Source organism: Shinella sp. NM-101, from assembly GCF_021401195.1.
Lineage (GTDB): Bacteria > Pseudomonadota > Alphaproteobacteria > Rhizobiales > Rhizobiaceae > Shinella.
This window is the reverse complement of sequence record NZ_JACBFT010000029.1, coordinates 1-21,761: the sequence shown is the minus strand read 5'-3', so window position 1 is coordinate 21,761 and position 21,761 is coordinate 1. Positions and strand designations below refer to the sequence as shown.

Sequence of the window (21,761 nt, the reverse complement as noted above, 5' to 3'; positions counted from 1 at the left end):
CAAGGGGTATCGTTAGAGCCGAAAAACGGCCGGTAATTGATTGGAATTGTGGCCGGCTTCAAATCGGAATGGTGGCCGGTAATTGATCGGAATGCCGGCCGGCTTCAGCTCGGAATCCGCATTTCGGTCATCTTGAGCACCACCTTTCCGCCGTCATTGCGCTGAAAACCATCAAAGCCATCCCTCGATCAGGATGTAGACGATTAATGCAAAGCTAGCCGCGGATAAGGCGTAACCGGCTAACGTCGCGAAATCGTGTTTCTTCGGTAGATGAAATAGGGAAGACATGATGTCCTCCTCGCTTAGGGCCAGGGTAACAAACCCTCAAACAGCAGCGCCCGTAAAATGGCTGCTGGAATAATTACAGTGAACCCGTTTCCCTTCTTTAGCAACGAATGGTTTTTGTATTTTAGAGATTCAGCTCTTTTTCCTTTTGTAATATTTAATAAGATATGCCGATTGCACTTGTTTTTGACATAATTAGTATCTATATATTGATTGTCAGAATTGCTTATGAGCGCTGGAGAATCTCTGTTGCTCGCAATTTCTGTCATCGCTTCATGCTTTTGACCACGGATGTACTGGCACTTGTAGACAAGCGATGATGAGGAAGGTCGGTGCGGTTTCGCCCCGGCCTTTTTTGTTGGTTGCTTCTGCAAGTGCCAGGAGGATGGGAGATTCAAATCGTTCCTGAGGGCCAACAGGTTCTGAATATTTAGAAGAGCGACGTGATCGTCTCAGTACGGCGCATTTTCAATTGCCGACAAGTCGTTTTGGAGCTGAAGTTTCGCGAGCGGTAACACGGCAAGGAGGACGAACCCTTCTTGCCGGTAGGAAACGGATGCCTCCCCAAAGGCTTGCAGGCTAGAAACGATGAGGCGCGAACCAAAACCCTTGCGGTCCGGTTCGAAATTGACAATGCGCGGGCCATTTAACTCCCGCCAGCACACGATGAGTGTCTCCATTCCATCGCGGTGCTCTAGGTCCCAAGAGATCTCGACATGCCCCTCTTCGTTTGACAGGGCTCCGTATTTCGAAGCGTTGGTGAGCAGTTCGTGGAAAACCATTGCGAACGATAGGGCCGCTTGGGGTCCTAGCCGGATATCAGGTCCATCTGCCCTGATACGGGAGCTCCCGTCCAACCCGATATTCATCTGGGCGGCGGCCATGACATCCGCGAGCGTCGCACTTACCCAATCTTTCTGCAGCAGGATTTCATGGGCCTTGGCATAGGCTGCAATACGCAGCTGAAGCTTGTCGCTCGCATCGTCCAGTGAAACCGCATTCCTCAAGGATTGCGTCACGATCGCCTGAACGACAGACAGCGTATTCTTCATGCGGTGGGCGAGCTCGTGCATGAGGAGGCGCTCACGTTCCTCCCGTTCGCGTTCCCCAGTCCTGTCGCGAAGGATCTTGATGAAGCCGATGATCTTGTCGTCGGGCGCGCGCAACGCCATCATCTCGCCCGAGGCCCAGAACATCGTGCCATCGGCGCGCAGATGCCATCGCTCGTCATTGCCCCGGCCCCGGTTGAGGGCAGCGGTCATCTCCTTCTGCGGAACGCCATTTTCCCTGTCTTCCTGCGTGAAGAAGACCGTGGCCGGTTTTCCGATCATGTCCTCGGCTTTCCAGACAAGTATCTTTACCGCGCCTTCGTTCCAGCTTGTCACGAGGCCGTCGAGATCCATGGATATGATGGCGTAGTCGATCGCGCTCTGCACGATCGCTTCAAGGAAGCGCTCCCGGGAGGAAATCGTTCCGGTATCGACTGCGATCTTCATGAAGATATCTCGAACTCCGCCCAGCACGTTATGCCACGGATCATATCGCTTGCGCAGTCATATATGTGCATTTGGAATGCGGCCGAAATCTAGGGACGGTTCATTGCTTTGAAGCACGCGATGATCTCGTCGAAGCCGAATGGTTTTGAAAAGAACTTTGCCGCAGGCGGTAAATCCGTGCTCATCGGCTGTATCCGGCCCGACGCCACGATAATCCCGGCATCGGGAAAACGCTCGAAAACTCTATGGGCGAGATCAAGGCCCGTTAGCTTGCCTGGCAACTGGATGTCTGTGAAAAGCAGATGGATCGTCTGCTCGTTTATGATCTCGATAGCATGCTCTGCCGAGCCGGTATCTAGAACATCGAAGCCCGCCTCATGCAGTGCGTCAACCAATGTCAAGCGGATCAGCACTTCGTCTTCGACAACCAGAACTTTGCGCACGATATTCTCCTGCCAATGCTCACCAACCCCTGGAACCGCGCAACGTTCCGTCTTTGACCAAGGTCACCGTGATTGGCGCCCTTGCCGAAAGTCATCGATGGCGAACAGTACTTCGCCTTCTCATCCGTAGACCGCCTACCTTGGCGCGCTGCCGGCACGAAACGACCGCAATTGAGGACTTGCCAATGCTAGGTATCGGGCGCAAGGTCGATGTTCCAGCAGCCATTGATAAGGGCGCTGCTGTTTGAGGGTTGGTTACCCTGGCCCTGAAATGAAGGAGGACTCAATGTCTTCCGCATTCTTCCACAAACAGCAAAGACATGTATGGACCACCGCGGGCGGCTATGTGTTTTTTGCAGCCAGCCTGACGATGATCCTCGTCCTCCTCATGGAGGGGTGGCTATGGTAATCCTCATCTTCAAAGGACCCGATATTCCGGGAACGCACCGCCGAACAGTCCTCCGGCAGATTCTCAAGAACGCCGACTATGAGACCCACAGCCTTGTGCCTGGACAGGAAACAAAGAATGAGGATGCGGCAAATCTTATCCGATTGATCAAGTCGGCGACGATCGATGCCGGAAACTATCCTCTATCCCGCAAAGCCCGCGCGCAAGAACAGCGCGCCGGTGTCGAGGTTTGGGAAAACGAGGGCGGTTCCACCGCTGGGTGGCCACGATGCCCGATCGCCTGACAGCGATCCTTGTCGCATTGGTTTTGACGGTCGGGTTTGTTTGGGCCTACCGCCCGGACCAAAGCCGCTATGATCGCCTTCATCCCTCCCAGTCACGTCAGCCGGCATCGTCCCAGTAATTATTCTTCATCAGGACACCTCGCCATGGAAGACGGAAGAGCCGATATTGCCGAGCGTGTGAAAAACATCATCATTGGACAGTTGGCCGTCGAGAAATCGAAGGTCGTCGATGATGCTTCAATTGTCGATGACCTGGGCGCTGATTCCCTGGAGATGGTCCAAATCGTGATGCTCATCGAAGACGAGTTCGGCATCGCCATTCCTGATGAGCCAGCCGAGGAATTCCTGACGGTTCGGGACGCCATCGACTTCGTGGTCGCCTCACAGTCGTGAAAGATAAGCGGACGCCTGGATGACGATCAGTCGTTGCGGGGTGAAGGAGTTGACGGATGACAGCGAATAGCGAACGGTTTTTCAAGCCGACACAAACTACTGCAGATAAAAAGGCCTCGGAGACCAACTCGGTCGCCTGGAGGATCATCGACCAGGAGGCAGCAATGCGGGAAAAGAAGACCGAGAAGTTGCGCCCGCTTCGCCTGGCGAAAGAGGTGGTCAATCCTGCGCACTTGCCGAGGTTGAAGCGAAAGTAGCAACGGAGGCAGGTGTGGTTGGGCGGCCGCCTGCTTGAAATTCACGAATAACTCCAACCGAAAGCCGAAGGCGAAAACGCCTTCAGCTTCGCTCTTGTGAGTTCAGTGCTTATCAGGACAAAGTGCGCCCGCAATCGAAAGTGACCTTACTGAGAAGATCCGCCGGCACCTGGATATCGGCCATTGCGGCGGCGACGAGTTCATCCCGCTTTGCACGGTTTTCGTATCCCTTGACGGTTGCCAGATCGGTGCTCGCGGCCGTGGCTATGCGGCCGGCCGTGGCGGAGCATATGCCTGCAAGGGTCTCTACCCGCGCGGCTCTCACCGCCTCGGCGCGTGCACTGCTGGTCGAAACCCATCCCGCATTGAAGGCGATGAGCGGCGCAGCCACGAGGCCGAGAACGAAACCCACCATGTAGGGTTTTGCTTTTTCCGTATTCAGACTGAATGACATGACTTTACTCCCTATAATCGATGATTATCGGGATCGATAAAGGCCCGCGCTCGGACCTGGAGCCAATGGCAATCCGGACAGTTGCAGTGTGCGCCTCAACGTGCATAAAGCAAATGAAATTAATGTTTTCATTTAAAATTCCTTTCTGTTTTCCCGTCGCAAAATAAAAACTCAGAATTTCAATTTTTGTGATATAATTAATATAATCGAGAAACGCATAAACTCATGGGCTGCTGATGCAAATTTACAGTAATGAACTTTATTTTTTCTTTGGGTGATCGGAATTTTATGCAGCCTTCATCAGGTTTTTGGATAAAAAGATGATGTACCTTTTTTCAAAGAGCGCCGGCGAGAATATCTCCGGAGCCATGGTGGCTTTTCGTATCGAAGAGGCACCCACCCACCACGAGGAGCTTTCCATGAGTCTCAGTTTTCCAAACCAGAGCCGAAGCTATGAGGAGGCCGGCAAGCGTATCCGCTTTATCGGTCATGACGGCATGTTTGAGATCCCGTTCTTCGCGGGCGCTGACCTGTTTCCGGGAGTAACGTCCGAAGCCGGTTATCTCAGGGCTTTCGACGATGCCCGCGTCTCTGTCTACCAGGCGGCGCGGCGCGCCTATTCCGGCGCTCGCCGGCCGATCTATGTCCTGACGCGCGCCGATTTCGGTTGATCCGCAGGATGCGCTAGCGCGCCTCGCCGACCCTCAATCGCACAATGACCGCCGGCCTTGCCGGCCGGCTGCTTGGCCGTGTCCGGGCGAAGGAAATGTCATGGTCAGAAACCAGAAGCGTGGCGTCGAAGACGCCGGCAACTCGGAAACCGCGGTGGTGGAAAGGGTCGTTGCCAAAGCCGCGTCCTATCCCGAGACGGGTGCCAAGTCCATCCCCGAACTGCAGGTGATTGCCGGCGGGAAACGCGAAGGCGGCCTTCGCTCGCTTGCTTTCGCGTTCGGCGGAACGTCGCGGGCGCCGTGGAACGATCCGGCGCCGGTGCGCGAAGAACTTTTCGGCATCGAAAGACTCGAGCAGCACGCCGCGACCCTTGCGCTTGCCCAACCGGTAACGAAGCGGCCACCATCCGTACAATCCTTGCACAAGCGCCTGAAGAGCAACGCTGCTGTCCTGCTTGCCGCCTACCGCGCTAGCGCCCTGGAGGTGGAGAATGAGCGCGGCATCGTGCCGGCGGCCGAATGGCTGCTGGACAACTACCATCTGGTCGAGGAGCAGATCCGCGAGATTCATGACGACCTGCCGCCCAACTATTACAGGCAGCTGCCAAAACTCGCCAAGGGGCCCTTCGCCGGATATCCACGCGTGTTCGGCATCGCATGGGCCTTCGTCGCGCACACGGACAGCCACTTCGATCCCGAATCGCTCGTCCGCTTCATCGCTGCCTATCAAAAGGTCCAACCCCTGACGATCGGCGAATTGTGGGCCGTGGCGATCACCCTGCGCATCGTGCTGGTCGAGAACCTGCGCAGGCTTGCCGATCAGATCACCGCCGGGCGCCGCATGCGTGCGGAAGCGGATGCACTGGCCGACCGGCTGTTGGCGGACGAGGGTCGCAGCAGCGCGCTTGAGAAGGTTTCTGCCGAGCCCTTGCCCGAGCTCTTCGCAGCCCAGCTTGCCAAACGGCTGCGCGACCAGGATCCCAACACGACGCCGGCGCATGGCTGGCTGGAGGCGCGGCTAGCAAGTCAGGACAGCTCGGTGGATGCCGTGGTGCGGCATGCCCAACAGCGCCAAGGCGCTTCGAATGTCACGATCAGGAACATCATCACCAGCATGCGGCTGATCAGTGATGTTGACTGGGCCGACCTTTTTGAAAAGGTCAGCCTCGTCGATGCCCGCCTATCGGCCGACAGCAGCTTCGCCCGCATGGATTTCGCTACGCGCAACCTCTATCGCAGCGCCATCGAAGACCTCGCCCGCGGCTCGGACCTGTCGGAACTCGACATTGCCGGGCAGGCGGTGAAAGCGGCACAGACCGCAGCGGTCACAGACGATACCGCCTCGCAGGCCGAACGTGTCGCGGATCCGGGCTACCACCTGATCGCGGAAGGGCGGCCGGCCTTCGAGCGCACGATCGGGTTCCGCCAGCCCCGGCACCTGATCGCCGGGCGGTTGGCGGCGCGCACGGGCATTGCCGGCTATGCCGCGGCGATCGGGTTCATGACGGCGATGCTTCTGGCGCTTGCGCTATGGCTGCTGTCCATCATTGGTCTCTCGGCGCCCGGCGTGATCGTCTTCGCGGTGCTGGCGCTGTTGCCGGCAAGCGATATCGCGACGGCGCTCGTCAACCGCTTCGTGAGCTGGAGCCACGGCGCGACCGGCCTGCCGGGACTGGAACTCGCGCAGGGTGTCCCATCGTCGTCACGCACGCTGGTCGTCGTGCCGACGCTCCTGAGCAATCGTGCCGACCTGCTGGAGCAGATCGAGCGGCTGGAGGTCCATCATCTCTCGGGCGCGGGCGGCGACCTGAGCTTTGCCCTGCTGACAGACGGGAAGGATGCCTCGCAGGAGACCGTCGAGGGCGATGGCGTGCTTCTCGCGCTCGCTGTCGAGGCCATGGCTGACCTCAATCACCGGCACGGGCCGGGTCCTTCCGGCGACCGCTTCCTGCTTTTGCACCGCAAGCGCCGGTTCAATGCCGGCGAGACCCTCTGGATGGGCTGGGAGCGCAAGCGCGGCAAGCTGCACGAGCTCAACCGCCTGCTGCGCGGCGCCACCGACACCAGCTTCATGGCGGTTGGCGGAAAGCCGCTGTCCGTCCCGCCGGACGTGCGCTATGTGATCACCCTCGATGCGGATACGAAACTGCCGCGCGACACAGTCCTGCGGCTGATCGGCAAGATGGCGCATCCCCTCAACCGGCCGCGTTTTGACGCGGAGCAGCAGCGGGTGGTCGATGGCTATGCGATCATCCAGCCGCGCGTCACCCCGTCGCTTCCCATCGGCCGCGAGGGCTCGCTCTACCAGCGGGTCTTTTCCGCACCCGGCGGCATGGATCCCTATGCGGCGGCCGTTTCCGACGTCTATCAAGACCTGTTCGGCGAAGGCTCCTATACCGGCAAGGGCATCTATGATGTCGATGCCTTCGAGGCGGCACTAGCCGGCCGCATCCCGGAGAATACCCTTCTCAGCCACGACCTTTTCGAGGGCACGTTCGCGCGGGCGGGGCTCGCCTCCGATGTCGAGGTGGTCGACGATTTTCCGTCGCGCTACGACGTCGCCGCCCGGCGCCAGCACCGCTGGACGCGCGGCGACTGGCAGCTGCTGCCGTGGATATTCGAGCGGCGGGCACTTCCCGCCCTCGGCCGCTGGAAGATGCTAGACAATCTGCGCCGCACCCTCATCGCGCCATCGACATTCGCGGCGCTCGTGGCTTGTTGCGCGATGCCGTTGCAGGCGGGCGTGACCGCGGCGCTGCTGGTCGCTTCATGCATCGTCTTTCCCGCCTTCCTGCCGGTGGTTTTCGCCATCCTGCCGCGCCGCAGTGGCCTGCAACTGAGCAGCCATGCCGTCAGACTTGCCGGCGACATCAAGCTCGCCGCGATGCAGGCCGCGCTTGGCCTCTCCTTCCTGCCCGATCAGGCATGGCGCAATTGCGACGCCGTGCTCAGAACCGCTGGCCGGCTGATGGTGACGCGCAGGAAACTCTTGGAGTGGACGACCGCCGCGACGTCCGGAAACCGGACACGGCTGACGCTTGCCGGCTTCTACCGCGACATGGCGGGCGGCACGGCGACCGCGCTGATCCTTCTCACTGCTGCCGTCGCGTTTTCGCCGGCCGCCTGGCCTCTGGCTCTGCTGCTGGCGCTCCTCTGGTCGGCCGCGCCCGCCATCGCGCTCTGGGTCAGCCGGTCGCCGACAGCACGGCCGGGCCGGGCGCTTTCGGATGCTGATGCGGCGGAACTCCGGCTCGTCGCGCGACGCACATGGCGGTTCTTCGAGACCTTTGTTACCCCGCTGGAAAACATGCTGCCGCCGGACAATTTCCAGGAAACCCCGCTGCCCGCCATCGCCCACCGCACCTCGCCGACCAATATCGGCCTCTATCTTCTCTCGACGGTCGCCGCGCGCGACTTCGGCTGGGTGGGTACCCTTGAAGCGCTTGAACGGTTGGAAGCGACTTTCTCTACGCTCAAGCGGCTTGATCGTTTCAACGGACATTTCTTCAACTGGTACGATACGCGCGATCTCAGAACCCTCGCTCCCGCCTATGTCTCCTCCGTCGATAGCGGCAATCTCGCCGGCCACCTGATCGCGTTTGCGAATGCCTGCGAGGAGTGGGCCGGGACGCCGCCGGCGGAAGACGGGGAGGGTTTCGGTGATATGCTGGCGCTCGCCCGCATGGCTCTCGGCGAGACGGCCGGCAATCCCGGTGCCAGCCTGACAGCCATTCTCGACGAGGCTGAAGCCCTCGTGCGTGGCCCCCAATCCATCGAGGCCGCAACACCGGCATTGACACGGCTTCTTGACAAGGCCTTGAAACTGGCCGAGCAGGCAACACCTGCCGATGACGGCACGGCCGCCGATCTTACGTTCTGGATCGGCGCGCTCGCCCGATCCGTCACACAGGCCGCGCGCGACCGACAGGTCTTCCGCGATGATGCCGCCTCCGTGAAAGCCCGGCTTCAGGCGCTTGCGGACACAGCCCGCACCATGGCGCTCGACATGGATTTCGCCTTTCTGTTCGATCCCGACAGGAAGCTCCTGTCCATCGGCTATTCGCTCGCCGACAACGGGCTCGACCCGAACTGCTACGACCTTCTTGCTTCGGAAGCCCGGCTTGCGAGCTTCTTCGCCATCGCAAAGGGCGATATCAGCACGCGCCATTGGTTCCGCCTCGGCCGGGCGGCGACGCCGCTCGGCAGCGGCTCGGCGCTGATCTCCTGGTCGGGCTCGATGTTCGAATATCTCATGCCGTCGCTCGTGATGCGCGCACCGGCGGGAAGCCTGCTCGACGACACGAACAGGCTGATCGTCGCACGGCAGGAGGCCTATGGGCGGTCGCGGCACGTGCCTTGGGGCATATCGGAATCCGCCTTCAATGCGCGTGACATCGAGTTCACCTATCAATATTCCAACTTCGGCGTGCCGGGGCTCGGCCTCAAGCGCGGGCTGTCAGGCAACATTGTCATCGCCCCCTATGCCACCGGCCTTGCCGCCATGGTCGATCCCCATGCTGCGCTCGAAAACTACCGGCATCTCGAATCCCTTGGCGCGCGCGGCGTGCACGGCTTCTACGAGGCTCTGGACTTCACCCGCGCCCGCCTGCCAGAAGACGCCCGCGTCGAGATCATCCGCAGCTATATGGCCCACCACCAGGGTATGACCATCGTCGCCATCGCCGTCCTCCTGCAGGACGGGCGTATGCGGGCGCGGTTCCACCGTGAGCCGATGATCATGGCCAGCGAACTCCTGCTGTCGGAGCGCATGCCGCGCGATGTGGCGATCGCCCGGCCGCGCGCCGAGGAGGTCAAGGCCTCCGCAGGAATTTCGCTGAACCCGGCGCCGTCGGTGCGCCGGCTGTCGCTGCCCGTCGCCGGCGCGCCGGTAACGCATCTCCTGTCCAACGGGCGCTATGCGGTCATGCTGACGGCCTCAGGCGGCGGCTACAGCCGCTGGCGCGATATCGCCGTCACGCGCTGGCGCGAGGATGCGACCCGCGACGATTGCGGCGCCTTCATCTTCCTCAGGGACATGCAGACCGGCACGGTCTTTTCACCCACCCCCCTGGCAACGGGCGACAGGGCCGAGGCCTCGGTGGTCTTCGGCGAGGATCACGCGCAATATATTCGCCATGACGAGACGCTGACGACGGAGATGGATGTCATCGTCTCCGGCGAAGATGACGGCGAGGTGCGCCGGATCTGCCTCACCAATAGCGGGCGGCGGGCGCGCGAGATCGAGCTGACCTCCTATGCCGAACTGGTGCTTGCCACGCCGGCAACCGACAACGCGCATCCCGCCTTCGCCAAGATGTTCGTCGAGACCGAGCATTTGGCCGAATACGGCGCGCTCATCGCCACGCGCCGCCGCCGCACGCCCTCGGAGGCGGAGATCTGGGCGGCCCACTTCACCGTGGTCGAGGGCGATACGATTGCCGATCCGCAATACGAATCCGATCGCGCCCGTTTCCTGGGCCGCGGCCGCACCATCGCCACGGCCGCCGCCATTCATGACGGGCAGGCACTGTCCAACACCGCGGGAACCGTGCTCGATCCGATCTTCGCGCTACGCCGCAGCGTGCGGGTGCTTCCTGGCAAAGTGGCGCGCATTGCCTTCTGGACGGTCGTCGCACGATCGCGAGAAGAGCTTCTTGAACGCATCGATAAGCACCACGACAGGAGCGCCTTCGAGCGGGCGAAGACGCTCGCCTGGACCCAGGCGCAGGTGCAGCTTCACCATCTCGACATGGACCTTGAGGAGGCGGCGGACTTCCAGCGCCTTGCCGCGCCGATCCTCTATGCCGACGCACGGTTTCGCCCCGCCTCGAATGCCATTCTCGCCGGTGCCGGCCCGCAATCCGGCCTCTGGCCCTACGGCATCTCGGGCGACCTGCCGATCGTGCTCCTGCGCATCGAGGATGCCGAAGACCTTCCGCAGTTGCGCCAGATGCTGCGCGCGCACGAATACTGGCGCATCAAGCGGCTCGCCGTCGATCTGGTGATCGTCAACGAACGTGCCGCCTCCTATGTGCAGGACTTGCAGAACGCCGTGGAGGCCGCCGTGCGCTCCAGCCAGTCCCGCCCACGTTTCGGCGACATGCCGGCGCAGGGCGCGGTGCATGTGCTGCGCGCCGATTTCCTGAACCAGGAGACGAAAAACCTGCTGAACGCCACCGCGCGCGTCGTGCTGTCCGCCCATCGTGGCCTGATCGCCGATCAACTGGCGAGGCTTTCCGCCGGCAGCGACCGCCTGGCTCCGTTGCCGCTACGCTTTCCGTCGAAATCCTCGGCCGAGATGGTCACGTCACCGGAAGACCTGGAATTTTTCAATGGGCTGGGAGGCTTCGGCAAGAATGGCACGGAATATGTGACCGTGCAGGAAAACGGTGCCACGACCCCGATGCCCTGGATCAACGTCATCGCCAATCCCGCCTTCGGTTTCCAAGTGTCGGCGGACGGCAGCGCCTATAGCTGGGCGGAAAACAGCCGTGAGAACCAGATCACCCAATGGTCCAACGACCCGGTCGGTGACCCCTCCGGCGAGGCGCTGTACATCCGCGACGAGGAGACGCTGGAGCTCTGGAGCCCGACGGCCCAGCCGATTCGGGACAACGGACGGTATGTGGCGCGTCACGGCTTCGGCTATAGCCGTTTCGCGCATCGGGCGCACGGGATCGAAAGCGACCTGCTCTCCTATGTGCCGCTTGCCGATCCCATCCGCATTTCGCGGCTGACGCTGACCAACCATTCGTCCCGACCGCGCCGCCTGTCGGTCACGAGCTATGCCGAATGGGTGCTCGGCACCCTGCGCGGTGCAAGTGCGCCGTTCATCGCAACATCTCTCGATGCCGGGACGGGGGCGATCTTCGCCAGCAATCGATCGGCCATGGGTTTTCCCGGTCGCATCGCCTTTGCCGATCTCGGCGGCCGGCAGACCGCATGGACCGGCGACCGCGCGGAATTCCTCGGGCGGGGCGGCAGCTCCGCGCGACCGGCGGCGCTTACAAGAAGAAAGCCCCTCGGCGCCAAGGTCGGCGCGGGTCTCGATCCGTGCGCCGCATTGCAATGCACGATCGATCTCGACCCGGGCGAGAGCATCGAACTCGTCTCCTTTCTTGGCGAGGCCGCTTCGGCAGAGGAGGCCGGCGCGCTGATCACCCGCTACCGCGCCGCCGATCTCGGCGCGGTTCTTGCCGACGTGACGACGCATTGGCAGACGCTTCTGCAGACCGTGCAGGTCAGGACGCCGGACCGGGCGATGGATATCATGCTGAACGGCTGGCTGCTCTACCAGACGCTCGCCTGCCGCATCTGGGCGCGCTCGGCCTTCTACCAGGCAAGCGGTGCCTATGGTTTCCGTGATCAGTTGCAGGACGGTATGGCGCTGGCCTTCGCTCTACCGGAGGAGACGCGGGCGCACATCCTGCGGGCCGCCGGGCGGCAGTTTGCGGAAGGCGACATGCAGCATTGGTGGCTGCCCCATTCGGGCGCGGGTGTTCGCACGCGGATTTCCGACGACCGCGTTTGGCTCGCCTTCGCCACCGCGACCTATGTCGGAACGGTCGAAGACGCGGCGATCCTCGATGAGGTCATTCCGTTCCTGGATGGACCCGTCCTCGGCGAAGGAGAACACGATGTCTTCTTCCAGCCGACGCCTTCCGGTGAAACCGCCTCTCTCTTCGAGCATTGCGCCCGTGGCCTCGACCAGGCCGTCACGCTCACCGGCCGTCATGGCCTGCCCCTGATTGGCACCGGCGACTGGAACGACGGCATGAACCGGGTCGGCGAGGGCGGTGAAGGGGAAAGCGTCTGGCTCGGCTGGATGCTGATCGGCACAATCGACTTGTTCGCGCCGCTTGCGGAGAGCCGCGACCCCGAACGAGCCGCACACTGGAAGGCGCATGCAGAGAATCTCAAGGCTTCCATTGAACAGGAAACCTGGGACGGGGCCTGGTACCGGCGCGCCACCTTCGATGATGGCTCATGGCTGGGATCGAAGGACAATGACGAATGCCGGATCGACAGCATCGCCCAGACCTGGGCGGTTCTATCCGGCGCTGCCGATCCCGCCCGCGCCGCCGCCGCCATGGCGTCGCTGGAGCGCCATCTGATCCGCCAAGAGGAGGGGCTTGCCCTTCTCTTCACACCACCTTTTGACGCAACTCCGCGTGACCCGGGTTACATCAAGGGCTATCCGCCGGGCCTGCGTGAGAACGGCGGCCAGTACAGCCACGCTGCCATGTGGGCGATCCTCGCTTTCGCCCGGCTGGGGGAGGGCGACAAGACACACGATCTCTTCGCGCTCCTCAACCCGATCAACCATGCAGGCACGCCGGAGGCAGTACTGCGCTACAAGGTCGAACCCTATGTGGTGGCCGCCGACGTCTATTCGGTCGCGCCGCATATCGGGCGCGGCGGCTGGACATGGTACACCGGCTCCGCCGCCTGGATGTACCGTGCCGGCATCGAGGGCATCCTCGGCCTGCGCCGGGAAGGCGGAGTGCTCGTGATGGACCCTTGCCTGCCGGCATCATGGCTGCAGGTCGAGGTGACGGTCAAATTGGGAGACACTTGCTACAATATCGAGGTCAGACGGGCTTCCGATCAACCACCCTCCGCGACGTTGGACGGCTCTTCATTGCCCCACGCCGGCGGCCCGATACGTTTGCCCGTGGATGGTGACAGGCATGTTCTGGTGCTGGTTGAATGAGCTGTCGATGAAGCTCGAAAGTCGCGTCCGCCTAGAATTTATCACGGTACAAACGGCGAGCTTGGTGTTCGAGGCTGGATTGCCCGGCTCGCTAGCGCAGGCCGGGCATAGGGAACGATGTGGCTCAATACCAGCGCCCACGGCCATAAAAGCCGCCGCCCAAGAGAACGACGACAAGGAGGATGATAACAAGGGTGGTGATGTCCATGACAGGCTCCGGTGAGTGCTCGTGATCGTCTTGCCGTAGGTGGCATGTGCGGACGGCACTTCACTTCACCTCAACGCTCCATGACCGCCCTTGTTCCAGAGCAAACCCGCCGTGTTGCCGCTGTTTGCCACAACGCCTGAAAAGGCGCAAAATCGATTGCAGGCGGCGGACGTCCATCGCCCCGCTTTCCATGGCAGCCATGCCGGGAGGTCGAAGTGATTTTGCGGGATATGACAAGGGCGGAATGCGAGGCCACGCTCTCGACGAACTCCATCGGCCATCTGGGATGTATCTCCGGTAACCGGCCCTATGTCGTGCCGATCCGCTACGTCTATCAGAAACGCGTCTTCTACAGTTTTTCACTGCCGGGAAAGAAGATCGACAGCCTTCGCTTCAATCCGCGCGTCTGCGTGCAGGTCGAACAGCTGGTGACCTCGGAGGAATGGAAAAGCGTCCTTCTGGAGGGCCTCTATCGGGAATTGCCTGACGACGAAAAGGACCATGGCGAACATATGCGCGCCTGGCAGCTCCTGCAGGAGCGCGGCAACTGGTGGGAACCGGGCGCCTACAAGCCTGCAGGGGTTGCGCATCCGGATGCGCGAACGCGGCCGGTCTTCTATCGCGTGGAGATCGACACATTGTCGGGGCGGCAAGCAACGATGGCCTGACGGCAGGCGGGGGTATTCATGTGAGCGAGCCTCAAGGTCTCGGCGCTCGGCTCGTCGTCTCGATTTGACAACTGCGGCGCCTGCGCCAGATTTCTGCTTGCATCGGTTCGGGGAGATGAAGTCGCCATGCGCAGTCATGCCCGGCGAATAGGCTCATCCGTCAGAAGGATGATCGGCGGCGAGACGCGCGGCCACACAAGCCCGGTTTCGTCAATGCGCAGCTTCTGGGGCCTGATGCGCGCCTACTGGTTTTCCGAAAGCTGGCGCGAGGCCTGGGGACTGACATGCGCCATCCTTGTGCTGACGGCATTGTCCGCCCAGGCCAGCGTCTGGTTCGCTGTCACCTCGGGCGAACTGATCAACCGGATCGCCAATTTCCACCATCCGACCACACCCACCACGCCCACGGCCCTGTTGACAACAGCGGCAACGCTTGCCGCGATCGCGATCATGAAGGACGTGTGTTTCACGGCAGTCCGCCATTTCTTTTCGACCACGCTCCACCGCAAGTGGCGCGAATGGCTCGACCGACGCTTCAACGAAGCCCTGCTCGATACCAACCACACGCATTTCCATCTTCAGCAATTCGGATCCGACGCGGCCGGATCGGCTACCCCCGCGCCTGACAATGTCGATCAACGCGTCCAGGAATCGATCAAAGGCATGACCGGGGGCGCAATCGGGCTCGCGATGGGCATTGCCGGCGTCGTGCTGTCCCTTGGCTTCGTCGGCAGCAAGCTCATCGAGATGTCGAGCCATGTCAGAGGGCTCGCGTTCCTGGGCAGCTATGGCAGCGCATGTTTGGCCTTCGCGGCGGTCGCGATATACGTGTCGCTCAACACCGTCGTCGCCGCGAAACTCGGCGGGATCCTCCAGCGCCTGTCGGTGCGTATGCAATGGGCCGAGGGCAGCTACCGCGCCGAACTGAACACCCTGCTGCATCGCAGCTTCCATGTTGCCGTCCTACATGGCGAAAGGGCCCAGAAGGTCGTCAATGCGCGTCGGTATCTCGACATCGACAAAACCTGGGCCAGCCTGAACCGGGTGACTGCCGGCTATTTGGGGTTCGAGCTCGTCCACAATTTCATCGGCTCGCGGATCGTCGCCTATGCGCCGGGCCTGCTTCCCTACATGGACAACAAGGTCAGCCTGCAGCACTACGTTACGGGTGCCGAGTTGGCGAATGCACTCATCAACGAGTGCTCGTGGTTTATTCACGTCATGCCCGACATTGCGACGCTCAGGGCGAACGCCCGCCGCATAACCGATCTCGCGGAGGCGATCGAAACCGTTCAGCGGCCCGAGGCGTTCTATTCGCAAACCGGGCTGTACGAATTCCAGTATACCAAGCAGGATTCCGCGCTCGGCCTCGCTCTTCGGCGGATCGAACTTCTGCATGCGGGCGCCGATCTTCCTTTTCTGGCCGCCGCCGATCTACGGTTCCTGCCGGGCGAATGGACCTTGGTTGTTGGCGAATCGGGGAGCGGCAAGACCTCGCTTCTCAAGGCGATCAACGGTCTATGGGCGCATGGGCGTGGCACGATCGCAATGCCGAGGCATGTCAGGACGCTGTATGCCGCCCAGGACGTCAAGCTTCAGGCCGTATCCTTGAAGGATCTCGTCTGTCTTCCGGATGCGGCCGAGGACTACCCGGATACGCGTGTCGCGGTGGCGTTGCACGAGGCGGGGCTCGGCGAACTCATCGACGAACTCCTGAAGGATGGCCGCGACGGCCAAAGCTGGGACCTGCTCCTGTCCGGAGGCCAAAAGCAGAAGCTCGTCCTTGCCAGGATCCTTTTGCTCCGGCCCGGCCTCCTGTTTCTCGACGAGGCAACGAGCGCGCTCGATACCCAGGCCGTATACGCTTTCCATCAGGCGATCAGGGATCATTGCCCGGAGGCGACGGTGATCGCCGTCATGCACGACGTTTCGCCCATACGATCCGCGAGCGGCGCCGATTTCTTCGACAGCGTGCTCGCCGTCGAAAACGGCAGGGCGGAAAAAACACCCATCGCGGCGTGGCGTCAGGCGGAGGCGGGGTGACGGCAGTTGGGCCGGTTCAAATTTTCAACGCCCGATGCCGTTTTTGATCGGCCCGATTGGGTGATTCCAAATGGAACCTCTTCCACCCTTGTTGGGTTTCTCCTCGTTAAATCGGGCGCTACTGGCATTCCGCCGGCACTCCCGAATTGGAGAATATCATGAGAACGATGTTGATTGCGATCGGCCTGGTGTCTGCTCTGGGCGGGTCGGCTTTCGCAGCCGAGCCTGCCAAGATGGTCGACACCAAAATGGGCAAGGCCTTGGCCGACGAAAAGGGGATGATCCTCTACACCTTCGACAAGGATGCCAAAGGCAAATCCAACTGCGATGCGGATTGCCTGAAGAAATGGCCGGCATTCCACGCTGCCGCGAACGCCAAGGCGGAAGGAGAATGGTCGCTGGTCAAAGCGGCGGACGGCATGGAGATGTGGGCCTATGAAGGCAAGCCGCTCTACACATATGCCGAGGACAAGAAGGCCGGTGAAGCCAATGGCGACGGCGTCGGGGGCGTTTGGCATCTGGCCAAGTAATCAAATCCGCGATCCTTTGAACGGGCGGTCTTCGGATCGCTCGCAGTTTTAACGAAAGAAGGATGGAGCCGGCAATTTTCTCAGTCGAAGGTGCCGGGTTTGTTGTGTGGATGTGCCTCCGGGATGCACGGGTCTCCCTATGGGCTCGACAGCATACGGGCAATCGCGTCTGCGATTGCGTGATCTTCGTAGGGTTTCGCGAAGAACCGGCTACCCGTTGGCAGGGTGCTGTCTTCGATGATTGCTTGGCCGGACGCGACGATCAACTTCACCGGCGGCCATCGATCGCGGATGTAGTGCGCCAGTTTGATGCCGTCCATCGTTCCTGACATCTGTACATCCGTGAACACCAGGTCGATGTCCGCTCTCGCTTCAAGGATGCGAATGGCCTCGTCGGCGTCCCGGGCCTCAAGGGCCTCGTAACCGGCAGATAGCACCAGATCGACGGCGCTCATCCGGATGAGTGCACTGTCTTCGACCACGAGGATGACCGCCTTGCCGTTGAACATCTGAGCCTCATCAGGGCATCGTTTGAAGCGAAGCCTGTCCGCTCCCTGATAGAGCGTTCCAATTGTAGATACGTTCCGAGGCGGCGGCTGGAAGTTAGGTTTGGCGGCGCGCGTTTCCTCGGTACCTGATGATCACGGCGGTGCCGGGATTTGCGTCGCTCACCTGGATTTCACTCTCCAGGTTCCTGGCAAGCGCTTCTACGATGCCGGTCCCCAGGCCAGATTTTGGGGCAAGGCTGCCGGTCGGCATACCGATGCCGTCGTCAGCGACGGAAAGCGTCCAGTCGCTGCCTGTCGAGCAATAGTCGATGACGATCGTGCCGATCTGTTGCCCCGGGAAGGCGTGCTTGAGCGCGTTGATCACCAATTCTGTCACGATGAGCCCGAGGCTGACAGAAACGTCGGCCTCTACCACGCTGTCATCCACGTTCACCGATATCGAAAGCCGGTCGTCGTCCGCGATCATTGACGCGCCGAGGCTTTCGCAAACCCGCGCGCGGCCGAAGATCGACCGTATCGCCTGTCCCTGGTTGATCCGGCGCTTCGTCGACCCGTCCGCGGTCTTCCTGTTCGTGCCTGCCGCCGAGGTCGCCGCTGTCGCCGATCGCTTCAACGCCACGCCCTTTGACATCGAGGCGGTCTACTGGAGCCACCGCGGCGAGCTTTGCACCTTCGACGTCATGGTCGAGGAGTTCGGCCTGGTAACCGACCCCATGCTCCGCCTCGCGACGATCGTCCGGGGAGCCGATACGTCGAGACCCGACCTTGCCCCCGAAGTGCCGGGGCTGCTTGCCGCCTCGCTCGGCCTGTCGCGCATGTTCAACGACGATCTCGAACAGCTCGCGGCGGGCATGACGTTCTACGATGCCTTCTACAGATGGTGCCGGGACGCGACCGACGAGACGCACAACTGGCCCAACCCGAGGAAGGCGTGAACACCATGACCGACCTTGCAAAGACCAGCGTCCGCCTGGATGTACCCGGCGAAGACATCGTTCCGCTCTCCGAAGCCGTGAAGGTATGGGCACGTGTGGCCGCGCTCAGCTTCGGTGGCCCGGCCGGCCAGATTGCCGTGATGCACCGCATCGTCGTCGACGAGAAGCGCTGGGTGGGCGAGCACCGTTTCCTGCATGCGCTCAACTACTGCATGCTGCTGCCGGGGCCGGAAGCCCACCAGCTCGCCATCTATATCGGCTGGCTTCTCAACAAGACCAAGGGCGGCATGATCGCCGGCCTGCTGTTCGTTCTGCCGGGTTTTCTCGCCATCATGGCGCTCAGCTACATCTATGTGATCTTCGGCGACGTTACCGCAATCGAGGGGCTGTTCTTCGGACTGAAATGCGCGGTCCTCGCCGTGGTCGTCCAGGCGGTCTTCCGGATCGGCGGCCGGGCGCTGAAAAACAAGGTCATGGTCGCCATGGCGGCGGCGGCCTTCTTCGCCATCTTCTTCCTGCAGGTGCCCTTTCCGCTGATCATCGTCGCGGCCGGGCTTGTCGGCTACATCGGGGGATTGACAGGGCTTCCCGCGTTCAAGGCAGGCGGTGGGCACAAGTCGGGATCGGGCAAGATACTCGAAGACAGGGATTCCGTTCTCGGCGAGGATATCCCGCATCACGCCAGGCCCAATCTCGCCTGGTCGCTCAAGACCTCCGGCGCTCTGGCGGCGCTCTGGCTCATTCCCGTCGCCGCGCTGGTTCTCACGCTCGGCTGGAACAACGTGTTCTCGAAGGTCGGCCTGTTCTTCAGCCAGATGGCCGTCGTAACCTTCGGGGGCGCCTATGCCGTGCTCGCCTACGTCGCCCAGGCTGCGGTGGAACACTACGGCTGGCTTCGTCCGGGTGAAATGCTAGACGGCCTTGGCATGGCCGAGACGACGCCTGGTCCTCTCATCATGGTGACGCAGTTTGTCGGTTTTCTCGCGGCCTATCGCGATCCGGGGGCACTGTCTGCGCTGACGGCGGCGACGCTGGGCGCGATCCTGACGACCTGCTGAGACTGATCTTGAAACTGAAAACCTGCAAAAATACATCTTCGCTCGGTGCTCGATCCCGACACCACCCTTGTTGATCACCAACGTTTTCAGTGAGGTAGAGATGAACTCGAAGGTATTTGATAGACCCGTATATCTGAGGGAACGCAGGGAACTGATCCGAGAGATAACGTGCCTGGAAGACGCCATCGATTTTTTGGAAGAATGGCCTGAAAGAGATCGTGACATCGTTCACGACGCGGCATTGAAAACCTGCTACATGGCCTTCGACGGTCATAAACCCGTAAAGACTGGACGCAATGCAATTCGCTCTTTTGGAGAGAAGAAGGGCATTCTGGTGAAATCTCCAGGTGTCATGCCGTGGATGATCCGGTCGCGCTCCGGTGGCGGGCGCTTGTCCGCATAAGAATTATTGCAAACGGGAGAGGCTGCCGATGCAGCCTCTCTTGCTAGCCGCCACCGACATCCCGCTGCCGCGTGTCTCAAGCGTTGCAAGTTAGCCGGCGCACCGGTCGCGAAGACGGCTGATGATGTCTAGCTTATGAAGCTCCCGCCCATAATCGGCGAGGTTCACATCTTACTTGATCCGCGCATTTGGCGACTTTCTTGTCGAGAACATGGGCCTCCGTCATGCCATGCCTCTCATAGAAATTTCATCGAACTAATACGGAGTCACCCGCACAATCTGCATTCGTGTTCCCGCAGCGGTGTTTCTCAACAATCAGGGTGCTCCGTTATTGAGCCTCTTGAAGTTTTGCTGCGTTTTTCATATTTTGATGTCACAGCCATCATTTCTGTAGAGTTGATATCAATGCCGGCAGTCACCGTTCGAAACCTTTCTGACGAAACGCATCGTGCTCTGAGGGTGCGAGCGGCTCACCATGGCCGGAGCACCGAAGCCGAGATTCGTGACATTATTGAAGCCGCTGTTCGTCCTCCTGAACGGGTGAAGCTCGGTTCGTTGCTGACGGCTATTGGTCGCGACGCCGAGCTTTCCGACAGCGACATTGAAGCCCTGCAGAAAAGTCGCGACAAAACACCTGTTGAACCAATGACCTTCGAATGATCTTGCTGGACACCAATCTAATATCCGAACCTTGGAAGCCAGTTCCCGATCAGGCCGTAGTCGCCTGGTTGGACGATCAAGCTATCGAAACGCTGTTCCTCTCGGCAATAACGATTGCCGAACTTCGCTTTGGGATCGCTGCGATGCCCTCGGGGAAACGGCAAGCTATCCTTCGCGATCGCCTTGAGGATGAAGTGCTGCCCCACTTTTCCGATCGCATCCTGTCCTTCGATCTGGCTGCATCTCAGTTTTTTTCCGAACTGATGGCACGCGCTCGAATAGCTGGGAAAGCGATCGGTACGGCCGACGGTTACATTTCGGCCATTGCGGCAGCAAACGGCCTCGCGATCGCAACTCGCGACACACGCCCTTTCGAGGCTGCCGGACTAAAGGTGATCAATCCCTGGTCGAGATAGCTACAGTTGTGTAGGTTTCGTGAGTTCATATCCCTTCAAGAGCGCTTTTCAGGCGCAACACTTAGAACTGGTCGGTGCAGGCCGCAGCAAGAATTTGTTGCAGCAGCCTTCTCGACTAACCACCGGTCACGGGGTTTGCAGCTTGCCGGTCTTGCGGCCAACGTCACCTCGATTTTGTCCCCGGCCATGCGCGGCGACGATGCGCAGTAGAGGGCCATCGGTCGATTTCCGTCACTAACTTCAAAGGTCAGCTTGGCCGCTGGATCGAGCCGAACGTGATCCGAAACCTTGCGGATGATCGCGGAGAACTTTCCTGCAGGCTGAATAGCCCCGAGTTTCGTAGACACCCTCGGGTCTATGTTTTCTGCAAGCGTTCGAACTCGACGGGCGACAGCATCCCGTTTCTGACGTGTTTGCGTTTCGGGTTGTAGAACATTTCGATGTAGTCGAACACGTCCTGACGAGCTTCGTCGCGTGAACGGTAGGTTCTGCGACGTATCCGCTCCCGCTTCAGAAGATTGAAGAAGCTCTCAGCCACTGCGTTGTCATGGCAATTGCCGCGGCGGCTCATCGAGTGAACCAGATTGTGGTGTTTGAGGAACGAGGCCCAGTCCATGCTGGTGAACTGCGAGCCCTGATCCGAGTGGATCAGCACCTCGCCCTTCGGCTTGCGCCGCCAGACCGCCATGAGCAGCGCCTGCAGCACGACGTCCGTGGTTTGACGGCTCTGCATTGCCCAACCGATAACCCGGCGGGAATAGAGATCGATGACGACCGCGAGATAGGCGAAGCCCTCGGCGGTCCGGAGTGGAGTAAGAAGCGCAGATGCGCTTCTCCTCCCCGAACCGTACGTGCACCTTTCAGCGCATACGGCTCTCTGTTCAAGCTTGGCCCATGGCCATAGCAACGTCATGGTAATGCGACGT

15 protein-coding genes and 5 pseudogenes are annotated in these 21,761 nt (G+C 60.9%); 13 read left to right on the top strand and 7 right to left on the bottom strand.

Annotated elements, in window-relative coordinates; all coding sequences use genetic code 11:
- Nucleotides 1-737 precede the first annotated feature (737 nt).
- Nucleotides 738-1,781: a sensor histidine kinase gene (locus tag L0976_RS27530; RefSeq protein WP_234190452.1), complete on the bottom strand. Its 1,044-nt coding sequence runs from the start codon at nt 1,779-1,781 to the stop codon at nt 738-740.
- An 89-nt stretch (nt 1,782-1,870) separates the two neighbouring features.
- On the bottom strand, nt 1,871-2,224 hold the full coding sequence (locus L0976_RS27525; RefSeq protein ID WP_234190451.1) for a response regulator: 354 nt from the start codon (nt 2,222-2,224) through the stop codon (nt 1,871-1,873).
- Nucleotides 2,225-2,626: 402 nt separating this feature from the next.
- Between L0976_RS27525 and L0976_RS27520 the strand changes: the two genes are divergently transcribed.
- The 3 genes from L0976_RS27520 (at nt 2,627) to L0976_RS27510 (ending at nt 3,567) form a co-directional block, all read left to right on the top strand.
- Nucleotides 2,627-2,917, top strand: a complete 291-nt coding sequence (locus L0976_RS27520) for a hypothetical protein (protein ID WP_234190450.1) — start codon at nt 2,627-2,629, stop codon at nt 2,915-2,917.
- Between the two features lie 144 nt (nt 2,918-3,061).
- Complete coding sequence (locus L0976_RS27515; protein WP_234190434.1) at nt 3,062-3,310, top strand: acyl carrier protein; 249 nt, start codon at nt 3,062-3,064, stop codon at nt 3,308-3,310.
- A 56-nt stretch (nt 3,311-3,366) separates the two neighbouring features.
- Complete coding sequence (locus L0976_RS27510; protein ID WP_234190432.1) at nt 3,367-3,567, top strand: hypothetical protein; 201 nt, start codon at nt 3,367-3,369, stop codon at nt 3,565-3,567.
- A gap of 112 nt (nt 3,568-3,679) precedes the next feature.
- Here the strand turns inward: L0976_RS27510 and L0976_RS27505 are convergent, their stop codons facing one another.
- Nucleotides 3,680-4,021 carry a hypothetical protein gene (locus L0976_RS27505; protein WP_234190430.1) on the bottom strand — a complete coding sequence of 114 codons (342 nt, stop codon included), beginning with the start codon at nt 4,019-4,021 and terminating at the stop codon, nt 3,680-3,682.
- A 419-nt stretch (nt 4,022-4,440) separates the two neighbouring features.
- Here L0976_RS27505 and L0976_RS27500 point away from each other — a divergent pair, with 419 nt between their 5' ends.
- From L0976_RS27500 to L0976_RS27480, 5 genes are all read left to right on the top strand, one after another.
- Nucleotides 4,441-4,692, top strand: a complete 252-nt coding sequence (locus L0976_RS27500; protein WP_234190462.1) for a DUF1488 family protein — start codon at nt 4,441-4,443, stop codon at nt 4,690-4,692.
- Nucleotides 4,693-4,792: 100 nt separating this feature from the next.
- Nucleotides 4,793-13,405, top strand: coding sequence for a GH36-type glycosyl hydrolase domain-containing protein (locus L0976_RS27495; protein WP_234190428.1), 8,613 nt, complete (start codon nt 4,793-4,795; stop codon nt 13,403-13,405).
- A gap of 423 nt (nt 13,406-13,828) precedes the next feature.
- Nucleotides 13,829-14,281, top strand: a complete 453-nt coding sequence (locus L0976_RS27490; protein WP_234190426.1) for a pyridoxamine 5'-phosphate oxidase family protein — start codon at nt 13,829-13,831, stop codon at nt 14,279-14,281.
- 126 nt (nt 14,282-14,407) lie between these two features.
- On the top strand, nt 14,408-16,324 hold the full coding sequence (locus L0976_RS27485) for an ABC transporter ATP-binding protein/permease (RefSeq protein WP_370643880.1): 1,917 nt from the start codon (nt 14,408-14,410) through the stop codon (nt 16,322-16,324).
- Between the two features lie 158 nt (nt 16,325-16,482).
- Nucleotides 16,483-16,854 carry a hypothetical protein gene (locus L0976_RS27480; protein ID WP_234190417.1) on the top strand — a complete coding sequence of 124 codons (372 nt, stop codon included), beginning with the start codon at nt 16,483-16,485 and terminating at the stop codon, nt 16,852-16,854.
- Nucleotides 16,855-16,991: 137 nt separating this feature from the next.
- On the opposite strand, the gene L0976_RS27475 is transcribed toward L0976_RS27480, so the two are convergent.
- Together L0976_RS27475 and L0976_RS27470 are read right to left on the bottom strand one after the other, a co-directional pair.
- Nucleotides 16,992-17,363 (bottom strand): response regulator, encoded by a 372-nt coding sequence (locus L0976_RS27475; RefSeq protein WP_234190416.1) that lies wholly within the window; start codon nt 17,361-17,363, stop codon nt 16,992-16,994.
- A 94-nt stretch (nt 17,364-17,457) separates the two neighbouring features.
- A pseudogene (locus tag L0976_RS27470) lies at nt 17,458-17,856 on the bottom strand (sensor histidine kinase); the annotation flags it as partial.
- On the opposite strand from L0976_RS27470, the pseudogene L0976_RS27465 reads away from it, so the two are divergent.
- The 5 genes and pseudogenes from L0976_RS27465 to L0976_RS27445 form a co-directional block, all read left to right on the top strand.
- Nucleotides 17,852-18,298, top strand: a pseudogene (locus tag L0976_RS27465) (chromate resistance protein ChrB domain-containing protein); the annotation flags it as partial. The pseudogenes L0976_RS27470 and L0976_RS27465 sit on opposite strands and share 5 nt — an antisense overlap.
- A 5-nt stretch (nt 18,299-18,303) precedes the next feature.
- Nucleotides 18,304-19,350, top strand: a pseudogene (gene chrA / locus L0976_RS27460) (chromate efflux transporter); the annotation flags it as partial.
- Between the two features lie 106 nt (nt 19,351-19,456).
- Nucleotides 19,457-19,759: a DUF982 domain-containing protein gene (locus L0976_RS27455; RefSeq protein ID WP_130520345.1), complete on the top strand. Its 303-nt coding sequence runs from the start codon at nt 19,457-19,459 to the stop codon at nt 19,757-19,759.
- A gap of 405 nt (nt 19,760-20,164) precedes the next feature.
- The gene (locus tag L0976_RS27450) at nt 20,165-20,419 is read left to right on the top strand and encodes a plasmid stabilization protein (RefSeq protein WP_234190415.1); all 255 of its coding nucleotides are present in this window, start codon (nt 20,165-20,167) and stop codon (nt 20,417-20,419) included.
- Nucleotides 20,416-20,835, top strand: coding sequence for a type II toxin-antitoxin system VapC family toxin (locus L0976_RS27445; protein ID WP_234190413.1), 420 nt, complete (start codon nt 20,416-20,418; stop codon nt 20,833-20,835). Before L0976_RS27450 ends, L0976_RS27445 begins: the two co-directional genes overlap by 4 nt.
- A 48-nt stretch (nt 20,836-20,883) precedes the next feature.
- On the opposite strand, the pseudogene L0976_RS27440 reads toward L0976_RS27445, so the two are convergent.
- A pseudogene (locus L0976_RS27440) lies at nt 20,884-21,155 on the bottom strand (hypothetical protein); the annotation flags it as partial.
- 50 nt (nt 21,156-21,205) lie between these two features.
- Nucleotides 21,206-21,652, bottom strand: a pseudogene (locus tag L0976_RS27435) (IS3 family transposase); the annotation flags it as partial.
- Between the last annotated feature and the right edge of the window lie 109 nt (nt 21,653-21,761).

Bases quoted from the DNA above. Each gene is read 5' to 3' on its own strand.
- L0976_RS27505 (WP_234190430.1), bottom strand. From the start codon at position 4,021: ATGTCATTCAGTCTGAATACGGAAAAAGCAAAACCCTACATGGTGGGT.
- L0976_RS27445 (WP_234190413.1), top strand. From the start codon at position 20,416: ATGATCTTGCTGGACACCAATCTAATATCCGAACCTTGGAAGCCAGTT.
- L0976_RS27510 (WP_234190432.1), top strand. From the start codon at position 3,367: ATGACAGCGAATAGCGAACGGTTTTTCAAGCCGACACAAACTACTGCA.
- L0976_RS27455 (WP_130520345.1), top strand. From the start codon at position 19,457: ATGAACTCGAAGGTATTTGATAGACCCGTATATCTGAGGGAACGCAGG.
- L0976_RS27480 (WP_234190417.1), top strand. From the start codon at position 16,483: ATGAGAACGATGTTGATTGCGATCGGCCTGGTGTCTGCTCTGGGCGGG.
- L0976_RS27515 (WP_234190434.1), top strand. From the start codon at position 3,062: ATGGAAGACGGAAGAGCCGATATTGCCGAGCGTGTGAAAAACATCATC.
- L0976_RS27475 (WP_234190416.1), bottom strand. From the start codon at position 17,363: ATGTTCAACGGCAAGGCGGTCATCCTCGTGGTCGAAGACAGTGCACTC.
- L0976_RS27495 (WP_234190428.1), top strand. From the start codon at position 4,793: ATGGTCAGAAACCAGAAGCGTGGCGTCGAAGACGCCGGCAACTCGGAA.
- L0976_RS27450 (WP_234190415.1), top strand. From the start codon at position 20,165: ATGCCGGCAGTCACCGTTCGAAACCTTTCTGACGAAACGCATCGTGCT.
- L0976_RS27530 (WP_234190452.1), bottom strand. From the start codon at position 1,781: ATGAAGATCGCAGTCGATACCGGAACGATTTCCTCCCGGGAGCGCTTC.
- L0976_RS27500 (WP_234190462.1), top strand. From the start codon at position 4,441: ATGAGTCTCAGTTTTCCAAACCAGAGCCGAAGCTATGAGGAGGCCGGC.
- L0976_RS27485 (WP_370643880.1), top strand. From the start codon at position 14,408: ATGCGCAGTCATGCCCGGCGAATAGGCTCATCCGTCAGAAGGATGATC.
- L0976_RS27520 (WP_234190450.1), top strand. From the start codon at position 2,627: ATGGTAATCCTCATCTTCAAAGGACCCGATATTCCGGGAACGCACCGC.